At 74.3% G+C, this 20,886-nt stretch carries 24 protein-coding genes; 13 read left to right on the top strand and 11 right to left on the bottom strand.

Annotated elements, in window-relative coordinates; genetic code table 11:
• The first annotated feature begins 102 nt into the window (after nucleotides 1-102).
• Complete coding sequence (locus AB0M43_RS28240) at nucleotides 103-1,248, top strand: PP2C family protein-serine/threonine phosphatase (RefSeq protein ID WP_363728805.1); 1,146 nt, start codon at nucleotides 103-105, stop codon at nucleotides 1,246-1,248.
• A gap of 49 nt (nucleotides 1,249-1,297) precedes the next feature.
• Here the strand turns inward: AB0M43_RS28240 and AB0M43_RS28235 are convergent, their stop codons facing one another.
• Both AB0M43_RS28235 and AB0M43_RS28230 read right to left on the bottom strand, forming a co-directional pair.
• The gene (locus AB0M43_RS28235) at nucleotides 1,298-1,810 is read right to left on the bottom strand and encodes a barstar family protein (RefSeq protein ID WP_363728804.1); all 513 of its coding nucleotides are present in this window, start codon (nucleotides 1,808-1,810) and stop codon (nucleotides 1,298-1,300) included.
• Between the two features lie 134 nt (nucleotides 1,811-1,944).
• Nucleotides 1,945-2,421 (bottom strand): methylated-DNA--[protein]-cysteine S-methyltransferase, encoded by a 477-nt coding sequence (locus AB0M43_RS28230; protein ID WP_363728803.1) that lies wholly within the window; start codon nucleotides 2,419-2,421, stop codon nucleotides 1,945-1,947.
• Nucleotides 2,422-2,466: 45 nt separating this feature from the next.
• On the opposite strand from AB0M43_RS28230, the gene AB0M43_RS28225 reads away from it, so the two are divergent.
• On the top strand, nucleotides 2,467-4,638 hold the full coding sequence (locus AB0M43_RS28225) for an Hsp70 family protein (RefSeq protein ID WP_363728802.1): 2,172 nt from the start codon (nucleotides 2,467-2,469) through the stop codon (nucleotides 4,636-4,638).
• A gap of 52 nt (nucleotides 4,639-4,690) precedes the next feature.
• Here the strand turns inward: AB0M43_RS28225 and AB0M43_RS28220 are convergent, their stop codons facing one another.
• The 4 genes from AB0M43_RS28220 to AB0M43_RS28205 form a co-directional block, all read right to left on the bottom strand.
• On the bottom strand, nucleotides 4,691-5,071 hold the full coding sequence (locus tag AB0M43_RS28220) for an STAS domain-containing protein (RefSeq protein ID WP_363728801.1): 381 nt from the start codon (nucleotides 5,069-5,071) through the stop codon (nucleotides 4,691-4,693).
• Entirely contained in the window at nucleotides 5,071-5,343 is a 273-nt protein-coding gene (locus tag AB0M43_RS28215) for a DUF6458 family protein (protein WP_363728800.1), read from the bottom strand. The genes AB0M43_RS28220 and AB0M43_RS28215 overlap by 1 nt, the downstream gene beginning before the upstream one ends.
• Nucleotides 5,344-5,345: 2 nt before the next feature.
• Nucleotides 5,346-6,119 (bottom strand): SigB/SigF/SigG family RNA polymerase sigma factor, encoded by a 774-nt coding sequence (locus AB0M43_RS28210; RefSeq protein ID WP_363728799.1) that lies wholly within the window; start codon nucleotides 6,117-6,119, stop codon nucleotides 5,346-5,348.
• A 233-nt stretch (nucleotides 6,120-6,352) separates the two neighbouring features.
• Nucleotides 6,353-6,496 carry a GPGG-motif small membrane protein gene (locus tag AB0M43_RS28205; protein WP_363728798.1) on the bottom strand — a complete coding sequence of 48 codons (144 nt, stop codon included), beginning with the start codon at nucleotides 6,494-6,496 and terminating at the stop codon, nucleotides 6,353-6,355.
• Between the two features lie 73 nt (nucleotides 6,497-6,569).
• Here AB0M43_RS28205 and AB0M43_RS28200 point away from each other — a divergent pair, with 73 nt between their 5' ends.
• The 3 genes from AB0M43_RS28200 to AB0M43_RS28190 all read left to right on the top strand — a co-directional run bounded on the left by AB0M43_RS28200 (nucleotide 6,570) and on the right by AB0M43_RS28190 (nucleotide 8,798).
• The gene (locus AB0M43_RS28200; protein ID WP_363728797.1) at nucleotides 6,570-7,181 is read left to right on the top strand and encodes a hypothetical protein; all 612 of its coding nucleotides are present in this window, start codon (nucleotides 6,570-6,572) and stop codon (nucleotides 7,179-7,181) included.
• Nucleotides 7,182-7,301: 120 nt separating this feature from the next.
• A complete protein-coding gene (locus AB0M43_RS28195) occupies nucleotides 7,302-8,294 on the top strand; it encodes an NAD-dependent epimerase/dehydratase family protein (protein WP_363728796.1) in 993 nt (330 codons plus the stop codon).
• A gap of 195 nt (nucleotides 8,295-8,489) precedes the next feature.
• Nucleotides 8,490-8,798 (top strand): STAS domain-containing protein, encoded by a 309-nt coding sequence (locus AB0M43_RS28190; protein WP_363728795.1) that lies wholly within the window; start codon nucleotides 8,490-8,492, stop codon nucleotides 8,796-8,798.
• 288 nt (nucleotides 8,799-9,086) lie between these two features.
• Here the strand turns inward: AB0M43_RS28190 and AB0M43_RS28185 are convergent, their stop codons facing one another.
• Nucleotides 9,087-9,878, bottom strand: a complete 792-nt coding sequence (locus AB0M43_RS28185; protein ID WP_363728794.1) for a maleylpyruvate isomerase family mycothiol-dependent enzyme — start codon at nucleotides 9,876-9,878, stop codon at nucleotides 9,087-9,089.
• Between the two features lie 163 nt (nucleotides 9,879-10,041).
• Between AB0M43_RS28185 and AB0M43_RS28180 the strand changes: the two genes are divergently transcribed.
• Nucleotides 10,042-11,514: a methyltransferase gene (locus tag AB0M43_RS28180; RefSeq protein WP_363728793.1), complete on the top strand. Its 1,473-nt coding sequence runs from the start codon at nucleotides 10,042-10,044 to the stop codon at nucleotides 11,512-11,514.
• Between the two features lie 37 nt (nucleotides 11,515-11,551).
• The gene (locus tag AB0M43_RS28175) at nucleotides 11,552-11,812 is read left to right on the top strand and encodes a hypothetical protein (protein ID WP_363728792.1); all 261 of its coding nucleotides are present in this window, start codon (nucleotides 11,552-11,554) and stop codon (nucleotides 11,810-11,812) included.
• Between the two features lie 56 nt (nucleotides 11,813-11,868).
• Here AB0M43_RS28175 and AB0M43_RS28170 read toward each other — a convergent pair whose 3' ends face one another.
• Nucleotides 11,869-12,075 carry a hypothetical protein gene (locus AB0M43_RS28170; RefSeq protein WP_363728791.1) on the bottom strand — a complete coding sequence of 69 codons (207 nt, stop codon included), beginning with the start codon at nucleotides 12,073-12,075 and terminating at the stop codon, nucleotides 11,869-11,871.
• 218 nt (nucleotides 12,076-12,293) lie between these two features.
• Between AB0M43_RS28170 and AB0M43_RS28165 the strand changes: the two genes are divergently transcribed.
• Both AB0M43_RS28165 and AB0M43_RS28160 read left to right on the top strand, forming a co-directional pair.
• Nucleotides 12,294-13,028 carry a GntR family transcriptional regulator gene (locus AB0M43_RS28165; RefSeq protein ID WP_363728790.1) on the top strand — a complete coding sequence of 245 codons (735 nt, stop codon included), beginning with the start codon at nucleotides 12,294-12,296 and terminating at the stop codon, nucleotides 13,026-13,028.
• Between the two features lie 253 nt (nucleotides 13,029-13,281).
• Nucleotides 13,282-14,538 carry an MFS transporter gene (locus tag AB0M43_RS28160; RefSeq protein WP_363728789.1) on the top strand — a complete coding sequence of 419 codons (1,257 nt, stop codon included), beginning with the start codon at nucleotides 13,282-13,284 and terminating at the stop codon, nucleotides 14,536-14,538.
• Between the two features lie 67 nt (nucleotides 14,539-14,605).
• Here the strand turns inward: AB0M43_RS28160 and AB0M43_RS28155 are convergent, their stop codons facing one another.
• Nucleotides 14,606-15,433 (bottom strand): NAD-dependent protein deacetylase, encoded by an 828-nt coding sequence (locus tag AB0M43_RS28155; RefSeq protein WP_363728963.1) that lies wholly within the window; start codon nucleotides 15,431-15,433, stop codon nucleotides 14,606-14,608.
• Nucleotides 15,434-15,534: 101 nt separating this feature from the next.
• Between AB0M43_RS28155 and ligD the strand changes: the two genes are divergently transcribed.
• Both ligD and AB0M43_RS28145 read left to right on the top strand, forming a co-directional pair.
• Nucleotides 15,535-16,539: a non-homologous end-joining DNA ligase gene (gene ligD / locus AB0M43_RS28150; protein ID WP_363728788.1), complete on the top strand. Its 1,005-nt coding sequence runs from the start codon at nucleotides 15,535-15,537 to the stop codon at nucleotides 16,537-16,539.
• 171 nt (nucleotides 16,540-16,710) lie between these two features.
• Nucleotides 16,711-17,523, top strand: a complete 813-nt coding sequence (locus AB0M43_RS28145; protein ID WP_363728787.1) for an SDR family oxidoreductase — start codon at nucleotides 16,711-16,713, stop codon at nucleotides 17,521-17,523.
• 100 nt (nucleotides 17,524-17,623) lie between these two features.
• Here the strand turns inward: AB0M43_RS28145 and AB0M43_RS28140 are convergent, their stop codons facing one another.
• Complete coding sequence (locus AB0M43_RS28140) at nucleotides 17,624-18,478, bottom strand: L,D-transpeptidase family protein (RefSeq protein ID WP_363728786.1); 855 nt, start codon at nucleotides 18,476-18,478, stop codon at nucleotides 17,624-17,626.
• Between the two features lie 148 nt (nucleotides 18,479-18,626).
• Here AB0M43_RS28140 and AB0M43_RS28135 point away from each other — a divergent pair, with 148 nt between their 5' ends.
• On the top strand, nucleotides 18,627-19,094 hold the full coding sequence (locus AB0M43_RS28135; RefSeq protein WP_363728785.1) for a DUF4396 domain-containing protein: 468 nt from the start codon (nucleotides 18,627-18,629) through the stop codon (nucleotides 19,092-19,094).
• A gap of 25 nt (nucleotides 19,095-19,119) precedes the next feature.
• Here the strand turns inward: AB0M43_RS28135 and AB0M43_RS28130 are convergent, their stop codons facing one another.
• Nucleotides 19,120-19,932 (bottom strand): ZIP family zinc transporter, encoded by an 813-nt coding sequence (locus AB0M43_RS28130; RefSeq protein WP_363728784.1) that lies wholly within the window; start codon nucleotides 19,930-19,932, stop codon nucleotides 19,120-19,122.
• Nucleotides 19,933-20,148: 216 nt separating this feature from the next.
• Here AB0M43_RS28130 and AB0M43_RS28125 point away from each other — a divergent pair, with 216 nt between their 5' ends.
• Nucleotides 20,149-20,871, top strand: coding sequence for a hypothetical protein (locus AB0M43_RS28125; protein WP_363728783.1), 723 nt, complete (start codon nucleotides 20,149-20,151; stop codon nucleotides 20,869-20,871).
• The last annotated feature ends 15 nt before the right edge of the window (nucleotides 20,872-20,886 follow it).

Genomic DNA, 20,886 nt, shown 5'->3' with positions numbered 1-20,886 from the left:
CGCGCCGCCTGACCCGGCCTCCCGCGCCGCCGGACACCTCCTCCGTTCGGCGGTTCGTGGGTAGCCGTCCGGCTGGAGAGGGTAGAAAGCGATAATGCCGGTATGAGAGTTGCCGGTCCGGCGGGTGCGGGCGCCCGGGTCCCCGCCGACCGGCGAGCCCGGTGGCGCGAGTGGGGACCGCCCGTCTTCGTCCTCGCCATGGTCTGCGTGGTCGACCTGATCGGCCGGGGCGGCACCTACTTCGTGGCGTACCTCCTGGTCGCCCCGGCCATCGCGGCCATCCTCGCCCCGCCGTCGGTCGTGCTCGCCGTCGGCGCGGTGGCCGTCCCGGAGCGGATCCTGTTGGGAATGTACGACGGGGTCGACAAACCCTTCGAAGACAACCGTTTCCTCGGCGGTACCGGCGCCCTGATCTTCTCGACCATAGTTTTCGTGTACTTCGCCCGGCTGCGCCTCAAACGTGAACGGCAGCTGGCCGATGTCACCTCCGTCGCGCTCGCCGCCCAGCACGCCGTCCTGCGCCCCCAACCGGAGGCCGTGGGCAGCGTGCGGATCGGCCTGCGGTTCCTGGCGGCGGCGGCCGAGGCCGAGATCGGCGGAGACCTGTACGAGGTGCTGTCCACCCCGTACGGCGTCCGGGTCGTGATCGGCGACGTGCGCGGCAAGGGCCTGGAAGCCGTCCAGTCGGCGGCCGTCGTGCTCGGCGCGTTCCGCGAGGCCGCCTACGACGTGCCCGACCTCGCCGACCTGGCCCGCAAGGTCGAGGCCAGCGTCCGGCGCCACCTGCCCGCCGACGACTACGTGACCGCGCTGTTCGCCGAGTTCCGGGCCGGCGAGGTGCGGATGCTGCACCGGGGGCACGTACCCGCGCTGCTGGTCGACGCGGCCGGCGAGGTGCGCGAACTGCGGCCGCCCGCGCCCGGTACCCCCCTCGGTCTGGGGCATCTCGGCGCCGTCGAACCGTGCGTGTGGACCGAGAGGTGCGCGCCCGGGGACGTGCTGGTGCTGGTCACCGACGGGGTGGTCGAGGCGCGCCGGCTCGGGGTGTTCTACCCGTTCACCGAGCGGCTCGGCGGCCTGGTCAAGGGCGCGGGCCGGCGCCGGTCGCTGACCCGGCAGCCCGAGGGCGACTTCCGTACCAATCTGGACGCGGCGGCCGAGGCGCTGCGCAAGGACCTGCTGGACTACACCGACGGCGGGCGGATCTCCGACGACGCGGTGATCATGCTCCTCGCGCCGGGCGACTAGCTTTCTCGACGGGTACCGGAGCCCGGCGCGACCCCTGATCCCCGGGGCGCTACGGCCAGCGCAGCACCGGGGTCGCGCCCACCGGCAGGAACGACATCCCCGCCTCCACCAGGCACAACATCGGGTGGCCCATCACCAGGGCCGTCCGCGCCCGGTTCGCGAAGATGTCCAGCAGCGCCTCCGACACGACCGGCTCGCGGACCGCGAACGCCTCGAAGCCGTCCAGGGCCAGGACGGTGCCCGTGGCGGCCGGGTCGCTGCCGTACCCGTAGGCGGCCACGTCCCAGAGGACGTCGTTGAGCGCGTCGAGATTGCGGCCGTAGTACGCCGGGAAGTCCAGGGCGGCGGCCAGGGCGGCGTGCATGTCCGCGCCGTCCAGCCAGGAGCCGGCTGCCAGCCGGACCACGCGGTAGTCGAGGCGCTCCAGCTTCGCGACCGCGCGGTCCAGGGTCGCCCCGTCGTCACAGCGGTGCACGTGGGACTCGCGGAGCAGGAGCCAGTCCAGGCGGTCCCAGCCCTCGGGGGGCATGGTCGAGGCGTCGAACAGCAGCGTGCGGGCCATGCCCCGCATCATGTCACGCCCGGCCGGCCCGGCAGGACGGAGTCGGCGCACGTCGCGGGCCGCCAGGCGACCGGGGCGGGAGGTCGTCCAGCGGTCGCCAGGCGACCAGGGTGGGAGGTCGTCGGCGCGCCGGGTCAGAGGCCGAACTCGCGCTCGACGCGGACCCGGGCCTCCAGCTCCAGCAGGTGCTTCTTGCGGTGCAGGCCGCCGCCGAACCCGACCAGCTTGCCGTCCGCGCCGACCACCCGGTGGCACGGCACCACGATCGGCAGCGGGTTGCGGTTGTTCGCCGTGCCCACGGCGCGCGCCGCCAGCGGGTCGCCCAGCTCCGTGGCGATCTGCCCGTAGGTGGCCATCTCGCCGTACGGGATCTCGCGGAGCGCCGCCCACACCCGGCGCTCGAACGGGCTCCCGGCGCGCACCGACAACGGCACGTCGAAATCGGTCAGCCCGCCGGCGAAGTAGGCCGCCAGCTGCTCGCGGAGGCTGTCGAGAAACGGACTCTCCCCGAGCGGCCCGGGCGTCCCCTCGAACTCGATCCGGCACACTCCGTGCTCGTCGGCGGCCACGGCCAGGGGACCGAACGGCGCGGGGATCAGGGCCCATTCCACCAGCCGACCGTACCCGTATTCCGGCCGGCACGATAACTTGACCGCATGGGTCATCGGCTGGGCATCGACTTCGGTACCTCCAACACCGTGGCGGTCCTGGGTCGCCCCGACGGACAGGTCCGACAACTCCTGTTCGACGGCTCGCCCGTCCTGCCGTCGGGGGTGTTCACCAACCCGGCCGGCGAGCTGCTGACCGGCCGGGACGCCGCGCACAGCGCCCGACTGGCCCCCGAGCGCTTCACCCCGAACCCGAAGCGGCTGCTCGACGACGCGGTCAACGCCGACCGGGCCGTGACCCTGGTCGCCGCCGTCCTGCACCGGGTGTACACCGAGGCCGTCCGCACGATCGGCGGCCCGCCCGACGAGGTGGTGCTCACCCACCCGGCCGCCTGGGGGCCGGACCGGCTGCGGATGCTCGCCGACGCCGCGCTGCGGGCCGGGCTGCCCACCCCGAAACTGGCCGCCGAACCCGTCGCCGCCGCCTGCTACTTCACCACCGTGCTGCGCGGCACCCTGGCCCGCGACGGCGCCCTCGTCGTGTACGACTTCGGCGGCGGCACCTTCGACGCGTCCGTGGTCGGCCCCGGCCCCACCGTGCTGTCCGCGTCCGGGCTCAACGACGTCGGCGGGCTCGACATCGACTCGCTGCTCGTCGGGCACCTCCAGGCCGCGCTGCCCCGGACGGCGGAGGACTGGGCGCGGCTCGCCGACCCGGCCAGCGCCAGCGACCGGCGGCTCGCCCGGCAGTTCCTCGACGACGTGCGCGGCGCGAAGGAGATGCTGGCCCGCACCGCCCAGGCCTTCGTGTACGTGCCGATCATCGAGGCGGAGGCGCCGATCGGCCGCGAGGAGCTCGACCAGCTCGCCGGGCCCCTGATCGACCGGACCGTGGCGGCCACCCGGGAGGCGCTGGTCAGCGCGCGGGCCGAGGACCCGGGCCGGCTCGCAGGGGTGTTCCTGGTCGGCGGGTCCAGCCGGCTGCCGGCCGTCGCGACGCTGCTGCACCGGGCGTTCGGGGTGGCCCCGACCGTGCTCGAACAACCGGAGCTCGTCGTCGCGGAGGGCAGCCTGGTCGTACCGCCGGACGCGCTCACCGACCCGCCCACCGCCGCGATGGCCTACGCCCCGGCGCCGCGCCCGACGACCCTGGCGTCCGCCGGCTCCCCGGCCCGCCCGCGACCGGCGCCGAGCGCGGGGATGGGGGACACCCAGGAGTTCCGCACCCTGTCGACACCCGTTCCGGCGACGACTCCGGCACCCGTCCCGGCAACGGCCCCGACACCCGCCCCGGCCCCGGCTCCGGCCCCGGCGGAGTCCGACGGTTTCTCCTCGCCGCTGCTACCGCTGTGGGCCGACCCGGTCGTGCCCGCGTCCCCGCCCCGCGAACCCTCCGCCGCGAGCGCCTCGGCGACCGTCCCCCCGGCACCCACCCAGCTCCGTCCCGGCGCGACGACCGTTCTCTCCGAGCCGCCCACGTCCGGCCCCGCACCGGTCCGCCAGCACCCGGGTTCCTTCCCGCCGCCCCCGCCCGCGCGGGTCGGGCCGCCCGCGCCGATCTGGGCCGAGCAGCCGCCCGCGCCGGTGTCCTACGACCTCGCGCCGGTCGGGGCACCCGCCCCGGACCGGTCCGCGCCGCTCCCCGTGCTGCTCGGGCTCCCCAGCGGCCCCGCGCTCACCCTGTCCGCCGGCAGCCCCCGGCTGTTCCTCGGCTCGTCCAGCAGGGTGTACGCCTTCCGTGCCCCCGACCGGCTCGCCGACTTCCTGGCCCGCCGCGACTGGCCCGACCTGGTGCCCGGCTACCCGTGGGCGTCCCTGCCGGCGGCGGACCTGCCCCCGGCGGAGTCCGTGGACCTGCTCCGGATCGGCGCCGTGCTGGCCGCGTCGTGCGAGCCCAACTCGCGGCCCATGCACCGTTCGGCGCGCGGCAGCTGGGAGCCGGTACCCGCCGACCCGACGACCGTGCTGGCCGCCGACGCGCTCGACCACGCGGTCGTACTCCTCGACGGGTTGTTCGCCGGGCGGGGCCGGCCGTCGCCGCTGCTCAGCCCGGAGCGGGTGGCCAACTCGGCCGGGCCGGTCGGCCAGGCGGCGGCGCACGCGGGCCGGCTGTCCGCCGACGTCCTCACGGGAGCGTTGGGCGCGCCGCACCGGTACCGGGCGACGGCGTGGTGGTGGCAGCTCACCGACGCGGTGGAGATGCTGCTGGAACGCCGCTAGCCGGCCCCGGGATCAACCGGCCGGCATGGTGCGCGGGTCCCACCCGGCGGGGCTAGCGCGCCTCGGTCAGCGCCGCCCCGCACGCGTCGTCCACCGTGGGGAAGATCGGCAGCGCGCGCTGTACCCCGCTGATGATCAGGATCTTCTCGACCCACGGCCGGGGGGCCGCCAGCCGCAGCGTGCCCGACCCGGCCCAGACGGCCTTCGCGGTGCGGACCAGGACACCCAGGCCGGTCGAGTCGCAGAACGTCACCCGGCTCATGTCCACGATGACCGCACGGCCCGGCGCGTCGACGGCCAGCGCCGAGAGCTGGGACTCCTGCGACCCGAGCACGGCCATGTCCAGCACGCCGTCGAGACGGAGCACCCGGCACCAGTCGTGGTCGACGGCCTCGAACCGCAGGCCGTTGTCGTCCCAGCTCTCGTCAGCCATCAGTAGCCGCCTCCGTCGTCGGTCCGCCCGACCGTGTGGGTGGGGCGCTCCTCGACCACCGTACGCTGCACGACCGGCTGCACGGTCTGGGTCCGCACGACCGCCCGGCGGCGACGCCAGAAGTACGAGGTCAGCGCGACCATCGTCACGCCGGTCAGCATGAAGATCCAGCCGACGACGTCGAGGTTCAGCCAGCCGATGTCGTCCGCGGTGACCCCGAACGTGAGGATCGCGCCTACCGCGACCAGAAACAGACCCGCTCCGATTCCCATGGCTACTCTCCTGAGTCCTTCCGCAGCCACCCTCGGAGGGTACCGAGGGTCTGGCTGATCAAACGGGACACGTGCATCTGCGACAGGTCCACCCGGGCGGCGATCTGGGACTGGGTGAGCTCCTCGCAGTACCGCATCGTGAGGATCGCCCGCTCACGCTCGGGCAGCCGGGCCAGCAGCGGGCGCAGTACCGCGCGGGCCTCGACGAGTTCGAGGTTCGGATCCGGGTCGCCCAGCATGTCCGCCAGTTCCGTCGCCGAACCCGGCGTGGCGGGCGCGTGCAACGACACGGCCGAGTACGCCCCGGCGCAGTCCAGCCCGTCCCGGATCCGTTCCTCGGTCACGCCGAGGTGCTCGGCCAGGTCGGACACCGTGGGCGTGCGACCGAGGAGCTGACTGAGCTCCGGGGCCGCGTGCCGGACGTCCAACTGCGCCTCCTGCATCCGCCGGGGCACCCGGACACTCCAGCCCTTGTCGCGGAAGTGCCGCTTGAGTTCACCGAGGATGGTCGGGATGGCGTAGCTGGTGAAACCGGAGCCGCGCGCCGGGTCGTACCCGTCGACGGCCTTGACCAGGGCCATCCTGGCCACCTGGATCAGGTCGTCCAACGGCTCGCCCCGGTTGGCGAACCGGCGGGCCAACCGCTCGCCCAGCGGCAGCCCGCGTTCGATGACGTCGGTGCGCAGCCGGGGCCGGTCGGGGTGGTCGGTGGGAAGGGAACACAACTCCGAGAGACGGTCCTGGAGTCCGGGGTCCGGCAGGGTCATTGTGGACATGGACGTCCTCCAACAGCACGGATCAGGGGGCCGCGGGCGGAGCCGCACGACCTGACGCGAAATCTGTCGGAGCCCGTTGCTGGAGCACCGGTGTGGAGAGGCGACGACCAACGCCGCCGGGGAGGGGGCACGCGGGCCTGGGCTGGACCCGGACGGAACCTCCGTGGTTCACGCTACCCCCGTGGCGTCCCGGAGACGGGGACGAACCTCGCATCCGGGACGGTTTTCCCGGGTCACGTGAAGATGCTGACACCGCCGGGGCCCACCAGGAAGCCCACCACGATGAGGACGATGCCCCACAGGACCTGCCTGCGGAACAGGGCGACGATCCCGGACACGACCAGGATCACTGCGAGGAGCCACAAGATGAATGTCATGCCACCCAGGTACCCGGGGTCCAAGATCGCCAAACCTCGTCCGGGGGTACGAACCTTCGGCTAGCCTCGCGTGATGAACTGGCTCGATCTGGTCGGCTGGGCCGGCTCCGCGGTCCTCGTCTGGTCCCTCCTGCAGACCCGGATCCTGCGGCTACGGGCCCTCAACCTGGTCGGCTGCCTCGTCCTGATCGGCTACAACGGGGTCCGCGAGGTGTGGCCGATGGTGGGCCTCAACGTGGTCCTCGCCCTGATCAACGCCTTCTACCTCCGCAAACTGCTCGCCACCCGGCACGACGAGCGCGCGTACGCCGTCGTCGAGGTGGCCCCCGGCGGCGGGATCCTCGACTACACCCTCGACGCGCACGCCGCCGACATCGCCAAGTTCAACCCCGGGTTCACCCGGCCGACCGGCGGGCTCGCGTTCCTCGTCGTGTCCGGGGACGAGACGGTCGGGGTGGTGCTGGTCCGGGACGCGGGCGACGGGGTCGCCGAGGTCGGGCTCGACTACGTGACGCCGAGGTTCCGGGACCTGACCCCGGGCGAGTTCGTGTACCGGCGCAGCCAGCTGTTCGTGCGGCACGGGTTCCGCCGGGTGGTGAGCCCGCGCGGGATGCTCGCGCCGTACTACCACCGGATCGGGTTCCGGCACGACGGGGACCGGTACGTGCTGGAGCTGGGGGCCTGAGCCCCGCCGGGGCGCTTGCCGCCCCGGGCCCGGGGTAGGCGCTCCGGGGCGGGCCCGCGTTCCCTTGCGCCGTGGGCGAACGGGTTTGGCGACCGCCCCGCCCGGTGCTTGGCTGGGACGATGGAGATCCTGGTACTCGGCGGCACCGCGTGGCTCGGCCGCGAACTGTCCCGGCAGGCGGTCGAACGCGGCCACACGGTGACGTGCCTGGCCCGGGGCTCGAGCGGCGACGTCGCCGGGGGCGCGACCCTGGTGACCGGCGACCGTTCCGACCCGGGGGTGTACGCGGCCCTCGCCGACCGCGACTGGGACGCCGTCGTGGAGGTGTCCTGGCAGCCCGGCTTCGTCCGCGCCGCCCTCGCCGCGCTGGCCCCCCGCGCCCGGCACTGGACCTACGTCTCCTCCGTCAACGTGTACGCGGCCAACGACACCCCCGGCGCCGACGAGTCCGCCCCGCTGCTGGAGCCGACCGACGCGGACACGGCCGACCGCGAGCAGTACGGCGCGGCCAAGGTCGCCTGCGAGCGGGCCACCGCCGGGGCGCTCGGCGACCGGACGCTCGTGGTCCGCCCCGGGCTGATCGGCGGCCCCGGCGACCACACCGGCCGCTCCGGCTACTGGGTCGCCCGCGCGGCCCGCGCCCCCGGGGCCCCGCTGCTCGTCCCCGACTCGCCCGACGCGCCCACCCAGGTCGTCGACGTGCGCGACCTCGCCGGTTGGCTGCTCGACGCGGCGGAGTCCGGCACCACCGGGGTCTACAACGCGGTCGGGCCGCAGGTGCCGTTCGGGGAGTGGGTCCGCGAGTGCCGGGCCGTGGGCGGGCACACAGGGCCCGTGGTGCCGGCCGGGCCGGCGTGGCTGACGGAGCGGGAGGTGGCGCAGTACATGGGGCCGGTGTCGTTGCCGATGTGGCTGGTCGAGCCCGGCTGGGAGGGCTGGTCGGCCCGGAGCGGGGCCGCCGCCGTCGGGGCGGGTCTGCGGCACCGGCCCCGGGCCGAGCTGCTCGCCGACCTGCTGGCCTGGGAGCGGGCCGAGGGGCTGGAACGGGACCGGCCCTCGGGGCTGCCGGCGGCCCGGGAACGGGAACTCCTGGCGGAACTCGACGCGGGGTAGCCGGGTTCGGCGGGCGCTGTCCGCCGGGGTGGGCGGGCCCGGTGCGCCGGGGCCCGCCGCCGGCCGGGCGCCCTGATCCGCGCGAAACCGCTGGGTGGGGCACCGGTCCCGGGATGGTCGGCCCGGCGGGTGCTGGTGTTCGGCACCTGTCACTACGATGGGCGTCCGACGACTGACGGCCTGGAGGCAGTGGCGATGAGACCGTTCTCGGTGACCGGGCACCTCGAGGGCGAGGATCTGCGGCTCCTCGTCACCGGTGACCTGGACATCACCACCAACGTCGTCCTGCGGCACGCCCTCGACGAGGCGATGACGACCACCCGGGGCGCGATCAACGTCGACGTCTCCCAGGTGGTGTTCATCGACTCCACCAGCCTGGGGGTGCTCGTCGCGGAGTGGAAGAAGGCCACCGCCGCCGGACGGGTACTGCGCGTGGTCGGCGCGACCGGCCTCGTCCACAAGGTGCTGAGCGTGACCGGCCTCCTGGACACCCTGACGGGCTGACCGCGCGACCGGTGCGCTGGTCGGCCAAGGGTCCGCGGGATGCCCCGACGGCCCCGTGGCCCGGTGATCGGCGGCCGGGTCAGCCGAGCGACTCGGGGCTCGCGTCGGCGTGCTCGGCCGCGTCCGGATGGTCGTTCTCGTCGTGCGCGGGCTCGAAGATGTCCAGCCCGAAGTCCTCGATCATGTCCACGGCCCGAGCCTACGACCAGCGGTAACGCGAGCCGTGGACCAGCGCTATCGCCGGGCGTGTCCGGTTCGTGACTCCTCGCGATGGCTGGGGGCGGCAGTCTAGAACCCCGGGAACACCCGCCGCAGGTCGTCCAGCGTGACCGGCCCCTCGACGCTGACCCCCGCCGTCGTGTACCCGGGCCGGAGGCGCCCCACCGCCAACCGCAGCCACGCGTCCGCCGGAGCCCGGAGCACCCCGTCGGGCTCGTCCGGCAGGTCGGTGACCGCCGCCGAGTCACCCAGCCGCAGCCCGAACGACCGGTCCGGGTCCGTGACGTGCACGGCGAGGTGCGCCTGCCGGCCGCCCAGCTCGGCGGGCCGGGCGATCCAGCCGAAGAGGTTGCCGATCAGGTCCAGCATCGAGGGCCGGGCCTCGGGGGCGATGGTGGCGTCGGGGTCGTGGGCCACCCGGACGTCCCAGGAGTGGTAGCCGAACTCGTTCAGCCGGATACCGGCGGCGGTGGCCACGTCGACCGGCTGGGGCAGGAACCCGAGGTCGATCCGGAGGGTGTCGCGGACGTCGGTGTCCAGGGACTCGTACCGCTCCACGAGGGCGCGGTTGGCGCGCGGGAAGGCCTCGGCGCGCTCGCCGGGCGTCATGCCGTCCCACTTCGCCCACACGCCCTTGTTGAAGTCGGCGTCGAGCCTGCCGGTACCCGCGAGGGCCGCGTCGAGGGCCGCGAGGCTGATCTCGGCGCCACTGCCCAGGTGGCTGAGCACCTGGGAGACGTCCCACTCGCTGGCGGCGGTCGGTCCGGTGAGGTCCTCGGGGCGCAGGCCGCCGACCAGGGCGGTCAGCTCGTCGTGTCCGGTGCGGAGGGCGGCGATGGGCTGGTCGGCGGGGCTGCTCATGGTTCTCCCTGTGGCATCGGTGGCTACCGGGCGAGCGACGTCGCCATAGTCCTCACCAGACTGCCACCGGCCCGCCCCACGCCACATCCCGCGAACACGCGATCCCGGCCCCGTGCCGACGTGCCGCGTCCCGGTCCGGGGGCCGCCCGGTAGCGTCTACGCCGTGGATCAGCAGCCTCTTCTCGACCCGGCCGGCATCGGGCGACTCCGGGAAGCACTCTCCGCCGCCGGGTACACCCTCGAAGGTCTTTCCGAACGGCTCGGCGAGGACGTCGCCGGTCAGGTCGAGGGCGGGGACATCGTGCCGGCGCTGCGGGCGCTGGGCGGGGACGACCCGCTGGCCACCCTGCTGGCCACCTTCACCGCCGGCCGGACCGTGACGGCCGACCGGATGGCCGCCGCCCTCGCGCCGCTCCCGCTGGCCGACGCGCTGGCCGCCGGGCTGGTCGAGCGGCACGGCGACGGGGTCCGGGCGGCGCTGAGCCTGGAGGTCTACGGCCCGTGGTGGCTGCTCGCGGACCTCGCGCCGCCGGCCCGCCCGATCGCCCCCGACCACGTCCTGGGGATCACCGGTTCGGCGCTGGCCCTGGCCGACTACACGGTCCGCCGGCCCGTCGGCACCGCCCTGGACCTGTGCACGGGCGACGGCATCGAGGCCCTGCACCTGTCCCAGCACGCCGACCGGGTGACCGGCACCGACCTGCTGCCCCGCGCGCTGCGGCTCGCCGCGACCACGGCCGCGCTGAACGGCCTGGACTGGGAACTGCTGGCCGGGGACATGTTCGCGCCCGTGGCGGGGCGCCGGTTCGACCTGGTGGTGGCCAACCCGCCGTTCATCGTCAAACCCGGAACCCCCTCCTTCGTGTACCGCGACGGCGGCCGCCCCGGCGACTCCCTCGTCGCGGAGATGATCGCCGCCGCCCCCGACGTCCTGACGCCGGGCGGCCACATGCAGTTCGAGGGGGAGTGGGCGCACCGGGCGGGCGCCGACTGGGCGGAACGGCTGGCCGGGCTGGCCGCCGACGCTGGCCTGGACGCCTGGATCGTGGAGGCCAACGCCTTCGAGCCGAAGGACTACGTCGAGCACTGGGCCACCTCGCCGGAGGAGGACACCGCCGGCTGGCTGGAGTGGCTGCACGCCGAGGGGATCGAGTCCCTCGGCTGGGGCGTCGTGACGCTGCGCAACTCCGGGCACGCCTCGCCGACGGTGCGGGTGGAGCGGCGGGAGGCGTGGCCGAGGTTCGGCGGGGACGTGGCGGCGTGGTTCGCGCGGCAGGACTGGTTGCGGGCGCACCGGTCGGCCCCGGAGCTGCTGGCGGCCCGCTACGAGGTCCCCGAGGACGTGACCCTGCACGTGGAGTCGGTGCGCGCCGGGCAGGGCTGGGCCGTGGACGGCCACCGGCTCTCCACCGCCGGCTCCTACGACCGGACGCCGTCCGACGAGCGGGTCCCCGCGCTGGCCGCCGCCCTCGTCGGGGCCTGCGACGACGCGCTCCCGCTGTCCGAGCACCTCGCCCGGCTGGCCGGGGAGCAGGGCCGGGACGTGGCGGGCCTGGTCGAGGAGGCGCTCCCGCTGGTCCCGGAACTGGTCGAGGGCGGGTTCCTGCACCCGGTCGGGATGCCCGGTCTGTCCTGAGTGGTCAGTCGTGGCCGGACTGCGGCATGATGGTCCGGTGACGCAGTGGGAGTACGCGAGGCTGGAATACCGTTCGACCGGGACCTTCGGTGCCGACCGCCTACAGGACTGGGACGCGACGTTCCACCACCCGGGCGGTGCGGAGCGGTGGGGCACCGACGAGCGCTTCAACGACCTGCCGCACCTCAACCGGGCGGGCGCCCTGGGCTGGCAGGTCTACGACCGGGCACCCCGGATGATCGGCCAGCCGTTGCGGTTGCAGGCGGTCACCTATTCGATGCGCCGCATCAAGGACTGACCGGACGACGACCGGGGCCGCGCCACCGTGTGTGACGCGACCCCGGACAGTCGTCGCTACTTCGCCAGGGCGGTGATCGCCTGCGCCCAGTGGAAGAACTTGTTGCTGCCCAGGTCGGCGACCGTCTTGATCCCGAAGGCCTGCTGCAACAGCTCGGCGTCCTTCTCCGACACGCCCTGCAGCGCGGACACGGGAGCCTCGGCGAGCTCCTGAGCGCTCTTGCCCTCCCACGCCTTGTCGAGCTTCTTCTCCACACCGAGCATTGCGGCCTCCTGGTCAGCTGGGCAGTACAACTCGGACATTAAGCCCTGATCTGGTGAATTACAACTAACTCCAGATGTCTTTCGGGACGGCGTCGCCCACCCCCGGAGCCAGGATCCGGACGGGTACTTGTACAGCGCCGCGCCCCGGCCGCGCCCTGCCTATACTCGTCACCGGCGGTGACCCCCTCCGCCAGGTGTGCACAGACGAACGGGTGAGCATGGTCCTGCACCGCGGCCTGGCCGACGACCTCCGCCAGGCCATCGCCCAGGGCGCCCTGCCGGTCGGCTCCCCGTTGCCCACGGAGGCCGAGCTGGCCGCCACGCACGGCGTTTCGCGGGGTACGGTCCGCCACGCCCTCACCATCCTCGCCGCCGAGGGCCTGATCAGCTCCCGGCAGGGCACCCGGCACCTCGTGCGCGGCACGGAGCGCACCCAGAGCCTCGCGGAGCTGCGCAGCTTCGCCCAGTGGGCGCGCGGCCAGGGCCGCCGGCCCAGTGGCGAGGTGCTCTCGACGGTCCGCCGGCCGGCCACCCCGCGCGAGGCCGGGCTGCTGCACCTGGAACCGGGCGGCGAGGTGCTGGCCGTGCTCCGGCTGCGCGGCCTGGACGGCGAGCCGGCGATGCTGGAGCGGACGAGCTACGCCGGGTGGATCGCTGACGCGGTCGAGCGGGTCGACCCCCGGGCCGACTCGGTGACCGACCGGCTGCACGCCGAGCTGGGCGCGGTGTTCGGGCACGCCGAGCACCTGATCGACGCGGTGGCCGCCGGGGTGCGCGACGCCGCCCTGCTCGGGGTGCGGCGGAGCAGCCCGCTGCTGCGCGCGCGCCGGGTGAGCACGACGCCGGCGGGTCGGCCGGTGGAGTGCTCGGACGACCGGTACCGGATCGGGGTGGTGACCTTCGACGTGCACACCACGGCGGGCGGCCCGGTGCTGGCCCGCCGCGCCCCGTAGCCGGGAAGTTGCCGCCGACCCGACGCCAGCCGGCCCGGCGCCCGGTGTGACCTCCGCGACACCGCCGACCCGGGCATCAGTGAGGAATACTTACAGAACACTATGGCATTTCACTGGGGGTACGGCCGTCGGTCGCGCGCGGTGAGCACCCACGGCGGGGTGTGTCGCGCGCCTCACCCGGAGCCGGAACAGCCCACCCCGGGGGGCTGTTGTCGCAAGCCGCGAGGACCGGCGACCCCGAACGGAGTACCCATTGAGCACCGTCGACACCGCGGCCCGGGCCGGCCTGTGGAGCCGCAACTTCAGCCTGTACTTCCTCGCCCGGTCCGTCTCCCTCCTCGGTGACGCGATGCTCCCCGTCGTGACCGCCCTCGCGGTCGGCGAACTGTACGGCGCGTCCGGGGTCGGCTTCGTGCTCGCCGCGTGGATGGTGCCGTTCGTGGCCCTGGTGCTGTTCGGCGGCGTCCTGGCCGACCGGTTCAGCCCGCGCCGGATGATGATCGGCGCCGACGTGGTCCGGATCGTGACCCAGGGCGGGACGGCGGTGGCCTTCTTCCTGGGGACGCCCTCCCTCGCCCTGCTGCTCGTCGCCGGCGCCCTGTCCGGGGCCGCCGCCGCGATGTTCCAGCCCGGGGTCAACGGCATGATCCCGCTGGTCGCCACCGACCCGCAGCGCGCGAACGCCACGATCAAGGTCGCCGACGCGATGGCCCAGCTCCTCGGCCCCGGCCTCGCGGGCCTGCTGATCGTGCTCACCGGGGCGGGCACCGTCTACACCATCGACGCGGCTACCTATCTGGTCAGTGCCCTGGCCCTGTTGGCCCTGCGCCTCGGCCCGGTACCCCTCGCGGCGGCCGGTTCCTCGATGCTGCGCAACCTCGGCCAGGGCTGGCGGGAGTTCAGGTCCCGGACCTGGATGTGGTCGGTGATCCTGATCTGGACCGTGTACGGCGTCGCCCTGTTCGGCCCGCTCATCCCGCTCGGCTCGACCCTGGTCAGCGGCCGGCTGGGCGCCCCCGCGTACGGCTGGATCATGTCCTCGCTGGGCGCCGGCACCATCATCGGCGGCCTGATCGCGCTGCGGCTCAAGCCGGCCCGCCCGCTCGCGGCCGGCGCGGTCGGCATGTTCGGCTTCGCGCTGATCCCGCTGACCATCGCCACCCACGCGCCGCTACCGGTACTGGTCGCCGGGCACGTCGGCGGCGGCATGGCCTGGGCGTTCTGGTCGGTGATGTGGTCGACGAGCGTGCAGACCCAGGTCTCCCCGGAGGTGCTCAACCGGGTCACCGCCTACGAGATCGCCGGGTCCGTGGCGAGCATCCCGCTCGGCCAGGCGCTGGCCGGCCCGGTCGCCGGGGCCGTGGGCGCGGAGAACGTGCTGGGTGTGTCCGTACTCGTCAGCGTGGTCGGTTGTGTGGTTCTGCTCGTCGTGCCCGCGATCCGTCGGCTCCGCCGGGTGCCGCTGCCGGCGGTGGCGCGCGCCGAGGCCCTGGCCTGCGAACCGGGCTGACCCGCCCCGCCCCGGCGGCCGGGCACGCAACGGTGGCCAGGCCCGCCCCGACGGCCGGCCCCGACGGCTACGTCCCCGCGCCGACCCGCCCGGCGGCGCGCCGCGCCAGCTCCGGCAGCACCACGCCCAGCGGCCCGTCCACGGTCAGCGCCGCATACGGATCGCCCCGGGTCGCGCCCTGGTTGACGATCGCGACCGGGATGCCCAGCTTGGCGGCCCGCAGCACGAACCGCCGCCCCGACATCACGGTCAACGACGAGCCGAGGACCAGCAGCAGCCGGGCGCTCTCCACCAGCCGGAAACAGGCCCGCACCCGCTCGGCGGGCACGGTCTCGCCGAAGAACACCACATCGGGTTTGAGCATCCCGCCGTGGCAGGTCTGGCAGTCGGCGATGTGGAAGCCGCGCACCTGCTCGTCGGGCAGTTCGACGTCGCCGTCCGGGTTGAGGGTGGCGGCGTGCGCGTCGAAGCCCGGATTGGCCTGGGTGAGCCGGGACTCCAGCTCCTCGCGGGCCAGGGCGTCGCCGCAGGTCAGGCACACCACCCGGTCCAGGTTGCCGTGCAGCTCCACCACGTCGCGGGCCCCGGCGGACTGGTGCAGGCCGTCCACGTTCTGGGTGATGACCCCGGCGAGCAGGCCCTGGTCCTGGAGGTGGGCGACCGCGCGGTGGCCGGCGTTCGGCGCGGCGCGGGCGATGGTGCGCCAACCGAGGTGGCTGCGGGCCCAGTAGCGCTGCCGGGCCGCCGGGTCGCCGGTGAAGACCTGGAACGTCATCGGGGTACGGACCGTGCTGGTCGGGCCCCGGTAGTCCGGAATGCCCGACTCGGTGGACAGGCCCGCCCCGCTGAGCACGGCGACGTCCCCGCCCTCGACCAGCCGGGCCAGCTCTGCCATCTTCTCCACCACCCCATGATGCCCCGCCCGCCCCGGTTCCGCCCCGGCGGAAAACGGCAAGCGGCCCGCGCCGGGCGGCGCGCGGTCGTAGGGTGCTGATCATGGGTGATGCGATGGAGGTCGAGGTCGCGGGCCGGAAGGTCCGCGTCTCCAGCCCCGACCGGGTGGTGTATCCGGACCGGGGCTTCACCAAACTCGACGTCGTCCGGTACTACGAGACCGTCGGCGACGGCATCATGCGCGCCCTGCACCACCGCCCCACCATGCTGCAACGGTTCCCGGGCGGCGTCGGCGGCGAGATGTTCTTCCAGAAGCGGGTGCCGGCCAAGGGCGTCCCCGACTGGATCGAGACGACCGAGATCACGTTCCCGAGCGGCCGGACGGCGGACGAACTCTGCCCGGCGGACCTCGCGCACGTGCTCTGGGCGGTACAGATGAACGCCCTGGTCTTCCACCCGTGGCCGGTGCGCGGCACGGACGTCGACCACCCCGACGAACTCAGGATCGACCTGGACCCCCAGCCGGGTACCGACTTCGACGACGCGGTGTCCGTCGCCGGCACGGTCCGCGAGATCCTCGCCGAACTCGGCTGGACCGGCTGGCCGAAGACCTCCGGCGGGCGCGGCGTGCACATCTACGTCCGGCTGCACCCCCGGTGGGGGTTCATCGAGGGCCGGCGGGCCGCGATCGCCATCGCCCGGGAGATCGAGCGCCGCCGCCCCGACCTGGTCACCACGGCCTGGTGGAAGGAACTGCGCGGCGTCAAGGTGTTCGTCGACTACAACCAGATGGCCCGGGACCGCACGATCGCCTGCGCGTACTCGCTGCGCGCCACCGCCCGGGGCACCGTGTCCACCCCGGTGACCTGGGACGAACTCACCCGGGTCGAGCCGGACGACTTCGACCTGCGCACCGTCGCCGCCCGGTTCGCGGAGATCGGCGACCCGCACGCCGGCATCGACGACGCCCCCGTGGACCTGACGCCCCTGTTGGAGTGGGCGGAACGGGACGAGCGCGACGGCAACGGGGACCTGCCGTACCCGCCGGACTATCCGAAGATGCCGGGGGAGCCCAAGCGGGTCCAGCCGAGCCGGGAGAAGCACTGAGCTTCGGTGGACGCCGTGCTCGGCATGCTGGGCGGTCGGGCGGCGGTCCACGGATCCGACACCCTGAACGCGCGCTGTGGCCCGGGTGGGCGGTGTCCGGCGTGGAATAAGGGGCCTCCCGGGGGCCGGTGGCGGACGTAGGCTGGGATCTTCTCTGACATGGGGGGACCGATGCGACGGTTCGACGGCCGGGTGGCGTTCGTGACCGGGGCAGCGCACGGGATCGGCAGGGCGACCGCCGTGAGGCTCGCCGCCGAGGGCGCGGCGGTCGTGGTCGCCGACATCGACGGGGAGGCCGCCGGGGAACTCGCCCACACCCTGGCCGAACACGGCGGCGGCGCGCTCGCGGTGGACTGCGACGTCCGGGACCGCGAGGCCGTCCGGGTCGCCGTGGCCGCGACGGTCGCCCGGTTCGGCCGGCTCGACGTGCTGGTCAACAATGTGGGCGTCGCCGGGGAGTGGGACTTCGAGCGCACCGACGACGAGGAGTGGGCCCGGCAGGTGGACCCCACGCTGAACGGCGCGGTCCGCTGTGTCCAGGAGTCGCTGCCGCACCTGCTGCACGCGCCCGGCGGCGGCAGCGTCGTCACGATCGGCTCGGTCAACGGCCTGTCCGGCTTCGGCGGCGAGGCGTACTCGGCCGCGAAGGCCGGCCTGGTCAGCCTTACCCAGAACCTCGCCCTGCGGTACGGCCGGCGCGGCCGCGAACTCCTCGGCACCGGTCCGGGCTGGGTCCGGTTCAACCTCGTCGCCCCGGGCACCGTCCGGACCAGGGCGTGGACCGGGCGCGGGGCCGAGGGGCTGGCGGCGATGGACCGGTTCGCGAAGGAGTACCCGCTCGGGCGGGTCGGCGAGCCCGAGGACATCGCGGCGGCGGTGGCGTTCCTGGCGTCCGGCGACGCCGCGTGGATCACGGGCGTGGTGCTCCCGGTGGACGGCGGCATCACGGCCGGCCACCCCCCGTTCTTCTACGCCGAACCTTGACCGCCCCGCGACCGGTACGCCCCTGAACCATTCACGCCGTGAACGGTCACCGGTGCGGATCGGCCGTCGCGCGCGGCGGCGTACCCCCGTGGCGGGGTGGCTATTCGACGATGACGACCGAGGTGCCCGGGCTGATCTCCTCCAGCAGGAGCTGCTGCCCGGACTTGGTCAGCCGCACGCACCCGTCGGTGTCGTCCTTGCCCAGCGAGTGGTCGTTGTACCAGGTGTGGATGCCGATGTGCGCGCCCCGCAGCGCGGCCGGCACCGCCTCCGGGTCGTCGGGGATCATGCCGAGGGCGAACACGTCGGTGTCCGCGTAGACCTCGCCGGGCAGCCGGGACCGGCCCAGGACGAACGTGCGGCCCAGCGGCGTCGGCGTGACCTTCGTGCCCAGGGTGACGGGCCAGGACTTCACCAGGGCGTCGTCGCGGTACCACTCCATGGTGTGGCTGCCCTTGTGCACCACGAGCTGGTCGCGGAGCGGGGTGACGTCCCAGTCGCCGTCGGGCGGGGTCCAGCCGATCGTGCGGTTCGACGAGGGCAGCAGGACGGCGAGCCAGCCGGCCCGGCGCGCCACGATCGGCACCGTCACCTGCACCCCGAGGATCGTGGGCGCGAGGTACGCGAGGGGCCTGCCGCCGGGGGCGTCGTACAGCGGGGTGTTGGTCCTGGCGTGCAGGCCCTCGGCGGTGCGGGTCCGGCCGGCGGGTTCCGGGTCGGCGGGGAAACCGGTCGGGGCCGGGCTGTAGTCGATCACGGGGAGGCCCGCGGGCGGCGGGACGGCGGCCGGCGTGGTGACGGGCGCGCCGGTCGGGGCCGCCGTGGTCGGGGACACCTTCGCGGCGCGCGGGGCCCGGTCCGGCACGAGGTAGGCCACCACCCCGACGACGCCCACGAGTGCGGCCACGGCGGTGGCGGCGATCCAGAGTCGGCGGGAACGGAGGGGAATGTCCACCCGGCCAGTCTAGGGTCCCGCCGCGCGGCCCCCGGGCGCGAACGCGCCCCCGGACCCCGGGCCGCGGCCCGGCCGCACCGGCCCGGACCTGCGCGACACCTGACCGAACCCGTTGCGGACTATACCCCCGGGGGGTATGGTGGGCGGCATGGAACACCACACGCACGCCCCCACCGGCCCCGCCCTCACCCGACTCGCCGTGTCCGCGACCCTGCACTGCCTCACCGGCTGCGCCATCGGCGAGGTGCTCGGCATGGTCCTCGGCACGGCCTTCGGCTGGTCCAACGGCACGACGATCGTCGTCGCGGTCCTGCTGGCCTTCCTGTTCGGCTACGCGCTGACGATCCGCCCCGTGCTGCGCTCCGGCCTGCCGCTGCGCGCCGCGATCGGGGTCGCGCTGGCCGCCGACACCGTGTCGATCGCCGTCATGGAGCTCGTCGACAACGCCGTCATGCTGCTGATCCCGGGCGCGATGGGCGCCGGCCTGGGCAACTGGGTGTTCTGGGCCGCCCTCGCCGGGTCGCTGGCCGTGGCGTTCGTGGTGACGGTGCCGGTGAACCGGTGGCTGATCGCCCGGGGCAAGGGCCACGCCGTGGTCCACCAGCATCACCACTAGGCGCCGCCGGTCACCGGCGCGGGCGTCACGTCAGGGCCGTGATCAGGAACGCCGACAGGAAGCCCAGCGTGGTGGCCAGCCCCACGGTCCGGCCCCCGTTCTCGAACGCCTCCGGGGCCATCGTGTCCGCGAGCATCGTCAGGATCGCCCCGCCCGCGAACGCGTTGATGAACGCCACCTGCCCCGGGCTCGCGGTGTCCATCGTCAGGTAGCCGAACAGCGCGGCGAGTCCACTGACGACGGTCACCAGGCCCCACAGGCCGAGGATGTGCGGGCCGGTCCAGCCCCGGGCCCGCAGGCCGACCGTCGCCGCGACCGCCTCGGGCAGGTTGGACAGGAACACCGCCGCGAGGACCGCCCAGCCGACCGTCGTGCCGCCGACCAGGGTCAGGCCGAGCACGATCGACTCTGGGATGCCGTCGAGGACGATGCCGAGAACCACGGCGAGCGCCCCCGAGGCGGGCCCGGCGGCGGCAGCGACGGGCGAGCCGGAACCGGCGGCGGAACCAGCGGGTGAGCCGGCCCCGGCGGTGGGTCCGATGAGCGGGCCTGCGGGGAGGCTGCGTTTGCGGTCGTGGCCGCCGAGCCGGTCGATCGCCGCGTCGCCGAGGTAGAACGTCAGCGCCCCGGCCAGCAGCCCGAGGGCGACCCCGCTGCTGCCGGCGGAGGTGCGGAAGGACTCCTCGACGAGTTCGTAGGCGACGGCGCTGGTCAGGACGCCGACGCCGAAGGCCATCACCAGGCCGAGGACCCGCTTCGGGATCGGCAGCCAGAGGGCGAACAGACCGCCGATGAGCAGGGACGACGCGGCGAGGAGGCCCCATCCGAAGGCGCGCATGGCTCATCCTCGCCGATTCCGGCCGGCCGAGGGCGCGGTTGGCCTAACTCCCCGGTCGGCCCTGGTCAAGACGTTGCGGCCAGAACAGCGCCATCTGAAATCACCTTTTAGGAGGACATTCGGCGAACTTATGGTCCTGAGGCATCGCGAGTGACCCCCAGGAGGACGCCGTGCCCAGTGACCTGAAGTCCAGCGCAGACCCGGGACGGTGCTGACGTGGTCGGGATCCTGGCCGCCACCGTCGCGGGGGCGTTGCTGGCCGGCGGGGCCACGGCACTGAGCAGAGGGGTACGCAGCGGGCACGCGCCGGACCCCAGCGGTCTGGCCAGCGGGGCCAGCGCCCTGATCTCCACCGCGTTCGTGCTGCTCCTGGCCGTGCTGGTCGTCAACGGCTCGCAGGCGCGGTCCGCGTTGCGGCAGGCCACGGTGGACGAGACCCAGGGACTGCGGGCGGCGTACGTGGCGTCGGCGCACCTGGCCTGGGCGGACCGGGAGGACACCCGGGCGCGGCTGCGCGGGTACTCGGCGGACGTGGTGCGGACCTGGCCCCGGGCGACGGACAACGCGGAGACCCTGACCACCCTGCGCACCGCGCTGGCCGGTCGGGCCGGCGGTTCGGTGGCGGAGCAGGCGGCCCGCGCGGCCGTGGGCGCGGCGCTGGACGAGACCATCGCGGCGCGCGGCCGGCGGGCGAGCGCGGTCCCGCCCACCTCGTCGTTCCTGCTGGCCGGGGCGGTCGGGCTCGCGCTGGCCACGGTCGGCTGTCACCTGCTGGTCGGGTGGCCGACGGGGCGGCGGTACACGGTGGCGATGGGGCTGCTCGGCGCGGTGCTGGGGTTCCTGCTCGCGGCGACGGTGGAGCTCGGCGACCCGTACGGCAGCACGGTGCTGCCCGTGCGGCCCACCGCCTACGCCCAGCTGCTCGCGGGGCTGGGGTGAAGCGGGGCGCGGCGT

Source organism: Longispora sp. NPDC051575, from assembly GCF_040681875.1.
Lineage (GTDB): Bacteria > Actinomycetota > Actinomycetes > Mycobacteriales > Micromonosporaceae > Longispora.
The sequence above is the reverse complement of the archived record's forward strand: the minus strand, read 5'-3'. Positions and strand labels throughout refer to the sequence as shown.

Coding starts and splice junctions, on each gene's coding strand:
- AB0M43_RS28210 (WP_363728799.1), bottom strand. CDS start 6,119: ATGTCCACAATGACCCTGCCGGACCCCGGACTCCAGGACCGTCTCTCG.
- AB0M43_RS28145 (WP_363728787.1), top strand. CDS start 16,711: ATGCGACGGTTCGACGGCCGGGTGGCGTTCGTGACCGGGGCAGCGCAC.
- AB0M43_RS28165 (WP_363728790.1), top strand. CDS start 12,294: ATGGTCCTGCACCGCGGCCTGGCCGACGACCTCCGCCAGGCCATCGCC.
- AB0M43_RS28215 (WP_363728800.1), bottom strand. CDS start 5,343: ATGGGAATCGGAGCGGGTCTGTTTCTGGTCGCGGTAGGCGCGATCCTC.
- AB0M43_RS28205 (WP_363728798.1), bottom strand. CDS start 6,496: ATGACATTCATCTTGTGGCTCCTCGCAGTGATCCTGGTCGTGTCCGGG.
- AB0M43_RS28235 (WP_363728804.1), bottom strand. CDS start 1,810: ATGGCCCGCACGCTGCTGTTCGACGCCTCGACCATGCCCCCCGAGGGC.
- AB0M43_RS28240 (WP_363728805.1), top strand. CDS start 103: ATGAGAGTTGCCGGTCCGGCGGGTGCGGGCGCCCGGGTCCCCGCCGAC.
- AB0M43_RS28220 (WP_363728801.1), bottom strand. CDS start 5,071: ATGGCTGACGAGAGCTGGGACGACAACGGCCTGCGGTTCGAGGCCGTC.
- AB0M43_RS28185 (WP_363728794.1), bottom strand. CDS start 9,878: ATGAGCAGCCCCGCCGACCAGCCCATCGCCGCCCTCCGCACCGGACAC.
- AB0M43_RS28200 (WP_363728797.1), top strand. CDS start 6,570: ATGAACTGGCTCGATCTGGTCGGCTGGGCCGGCTCCGCGGTCCTCGTC.
- AB0M43_RS28155 (WP_363728963.1), bottom strand. CDS start 15,433: ATGGCAGAGCTGGCCCGGCTGGTCGAGGGCGGGGACGTCGCCGTGCTC.
- ligD (WP_363728788.1), top strand. CDS start 15,535: ATGGGTGATGCGATGGAGGTCGAGGTCGCGGGCCGGAAGGTCCGCGTC.
- AB0M43_RS28135 (WP_363728785.1), top strand. CDS start 18,627: ATGGAACACCACACGCACGCCCCCACCGGCCCCGCCCTCACCCGACTC.
- AB0M43_RS28170 (WP_363728791.1), bottom strand. CDS start 12,075: ATGCTCGGTGTGGAGAAGAAGCTCGACAAGGCGTGGGAGGGCAAGAGC.
- AB0M43_RS28225 (WP_363728802.1), top strand. CDS start 2,467: ATGGGTCATCGGCTGGGCATCGACTTCGGTACCTCCAACACCGTGGCG.
- AB0M43_RS28190 (WP_363728795.1), top strand. CDS start 8,490: ATGAGACCGTTCTCGGTGACCGGGCACCTCGAGGGCGAGGATCTGCGG.
- AB0M43_RS28130 (WP_363728784.1), bottom strand. CDS start 19,932: ATGCGCGCCTTCGGATGGGGCCTCCTCGCCGCGTCGTCCCTGCTCATC.
- AB0M43_RS28195 (WP_363728796.1), top strand. CDS start 7,302: ATGGAGATCCTGGTACTCGGCGGCACCGCGTGGCTCGGCCGCGAACTG.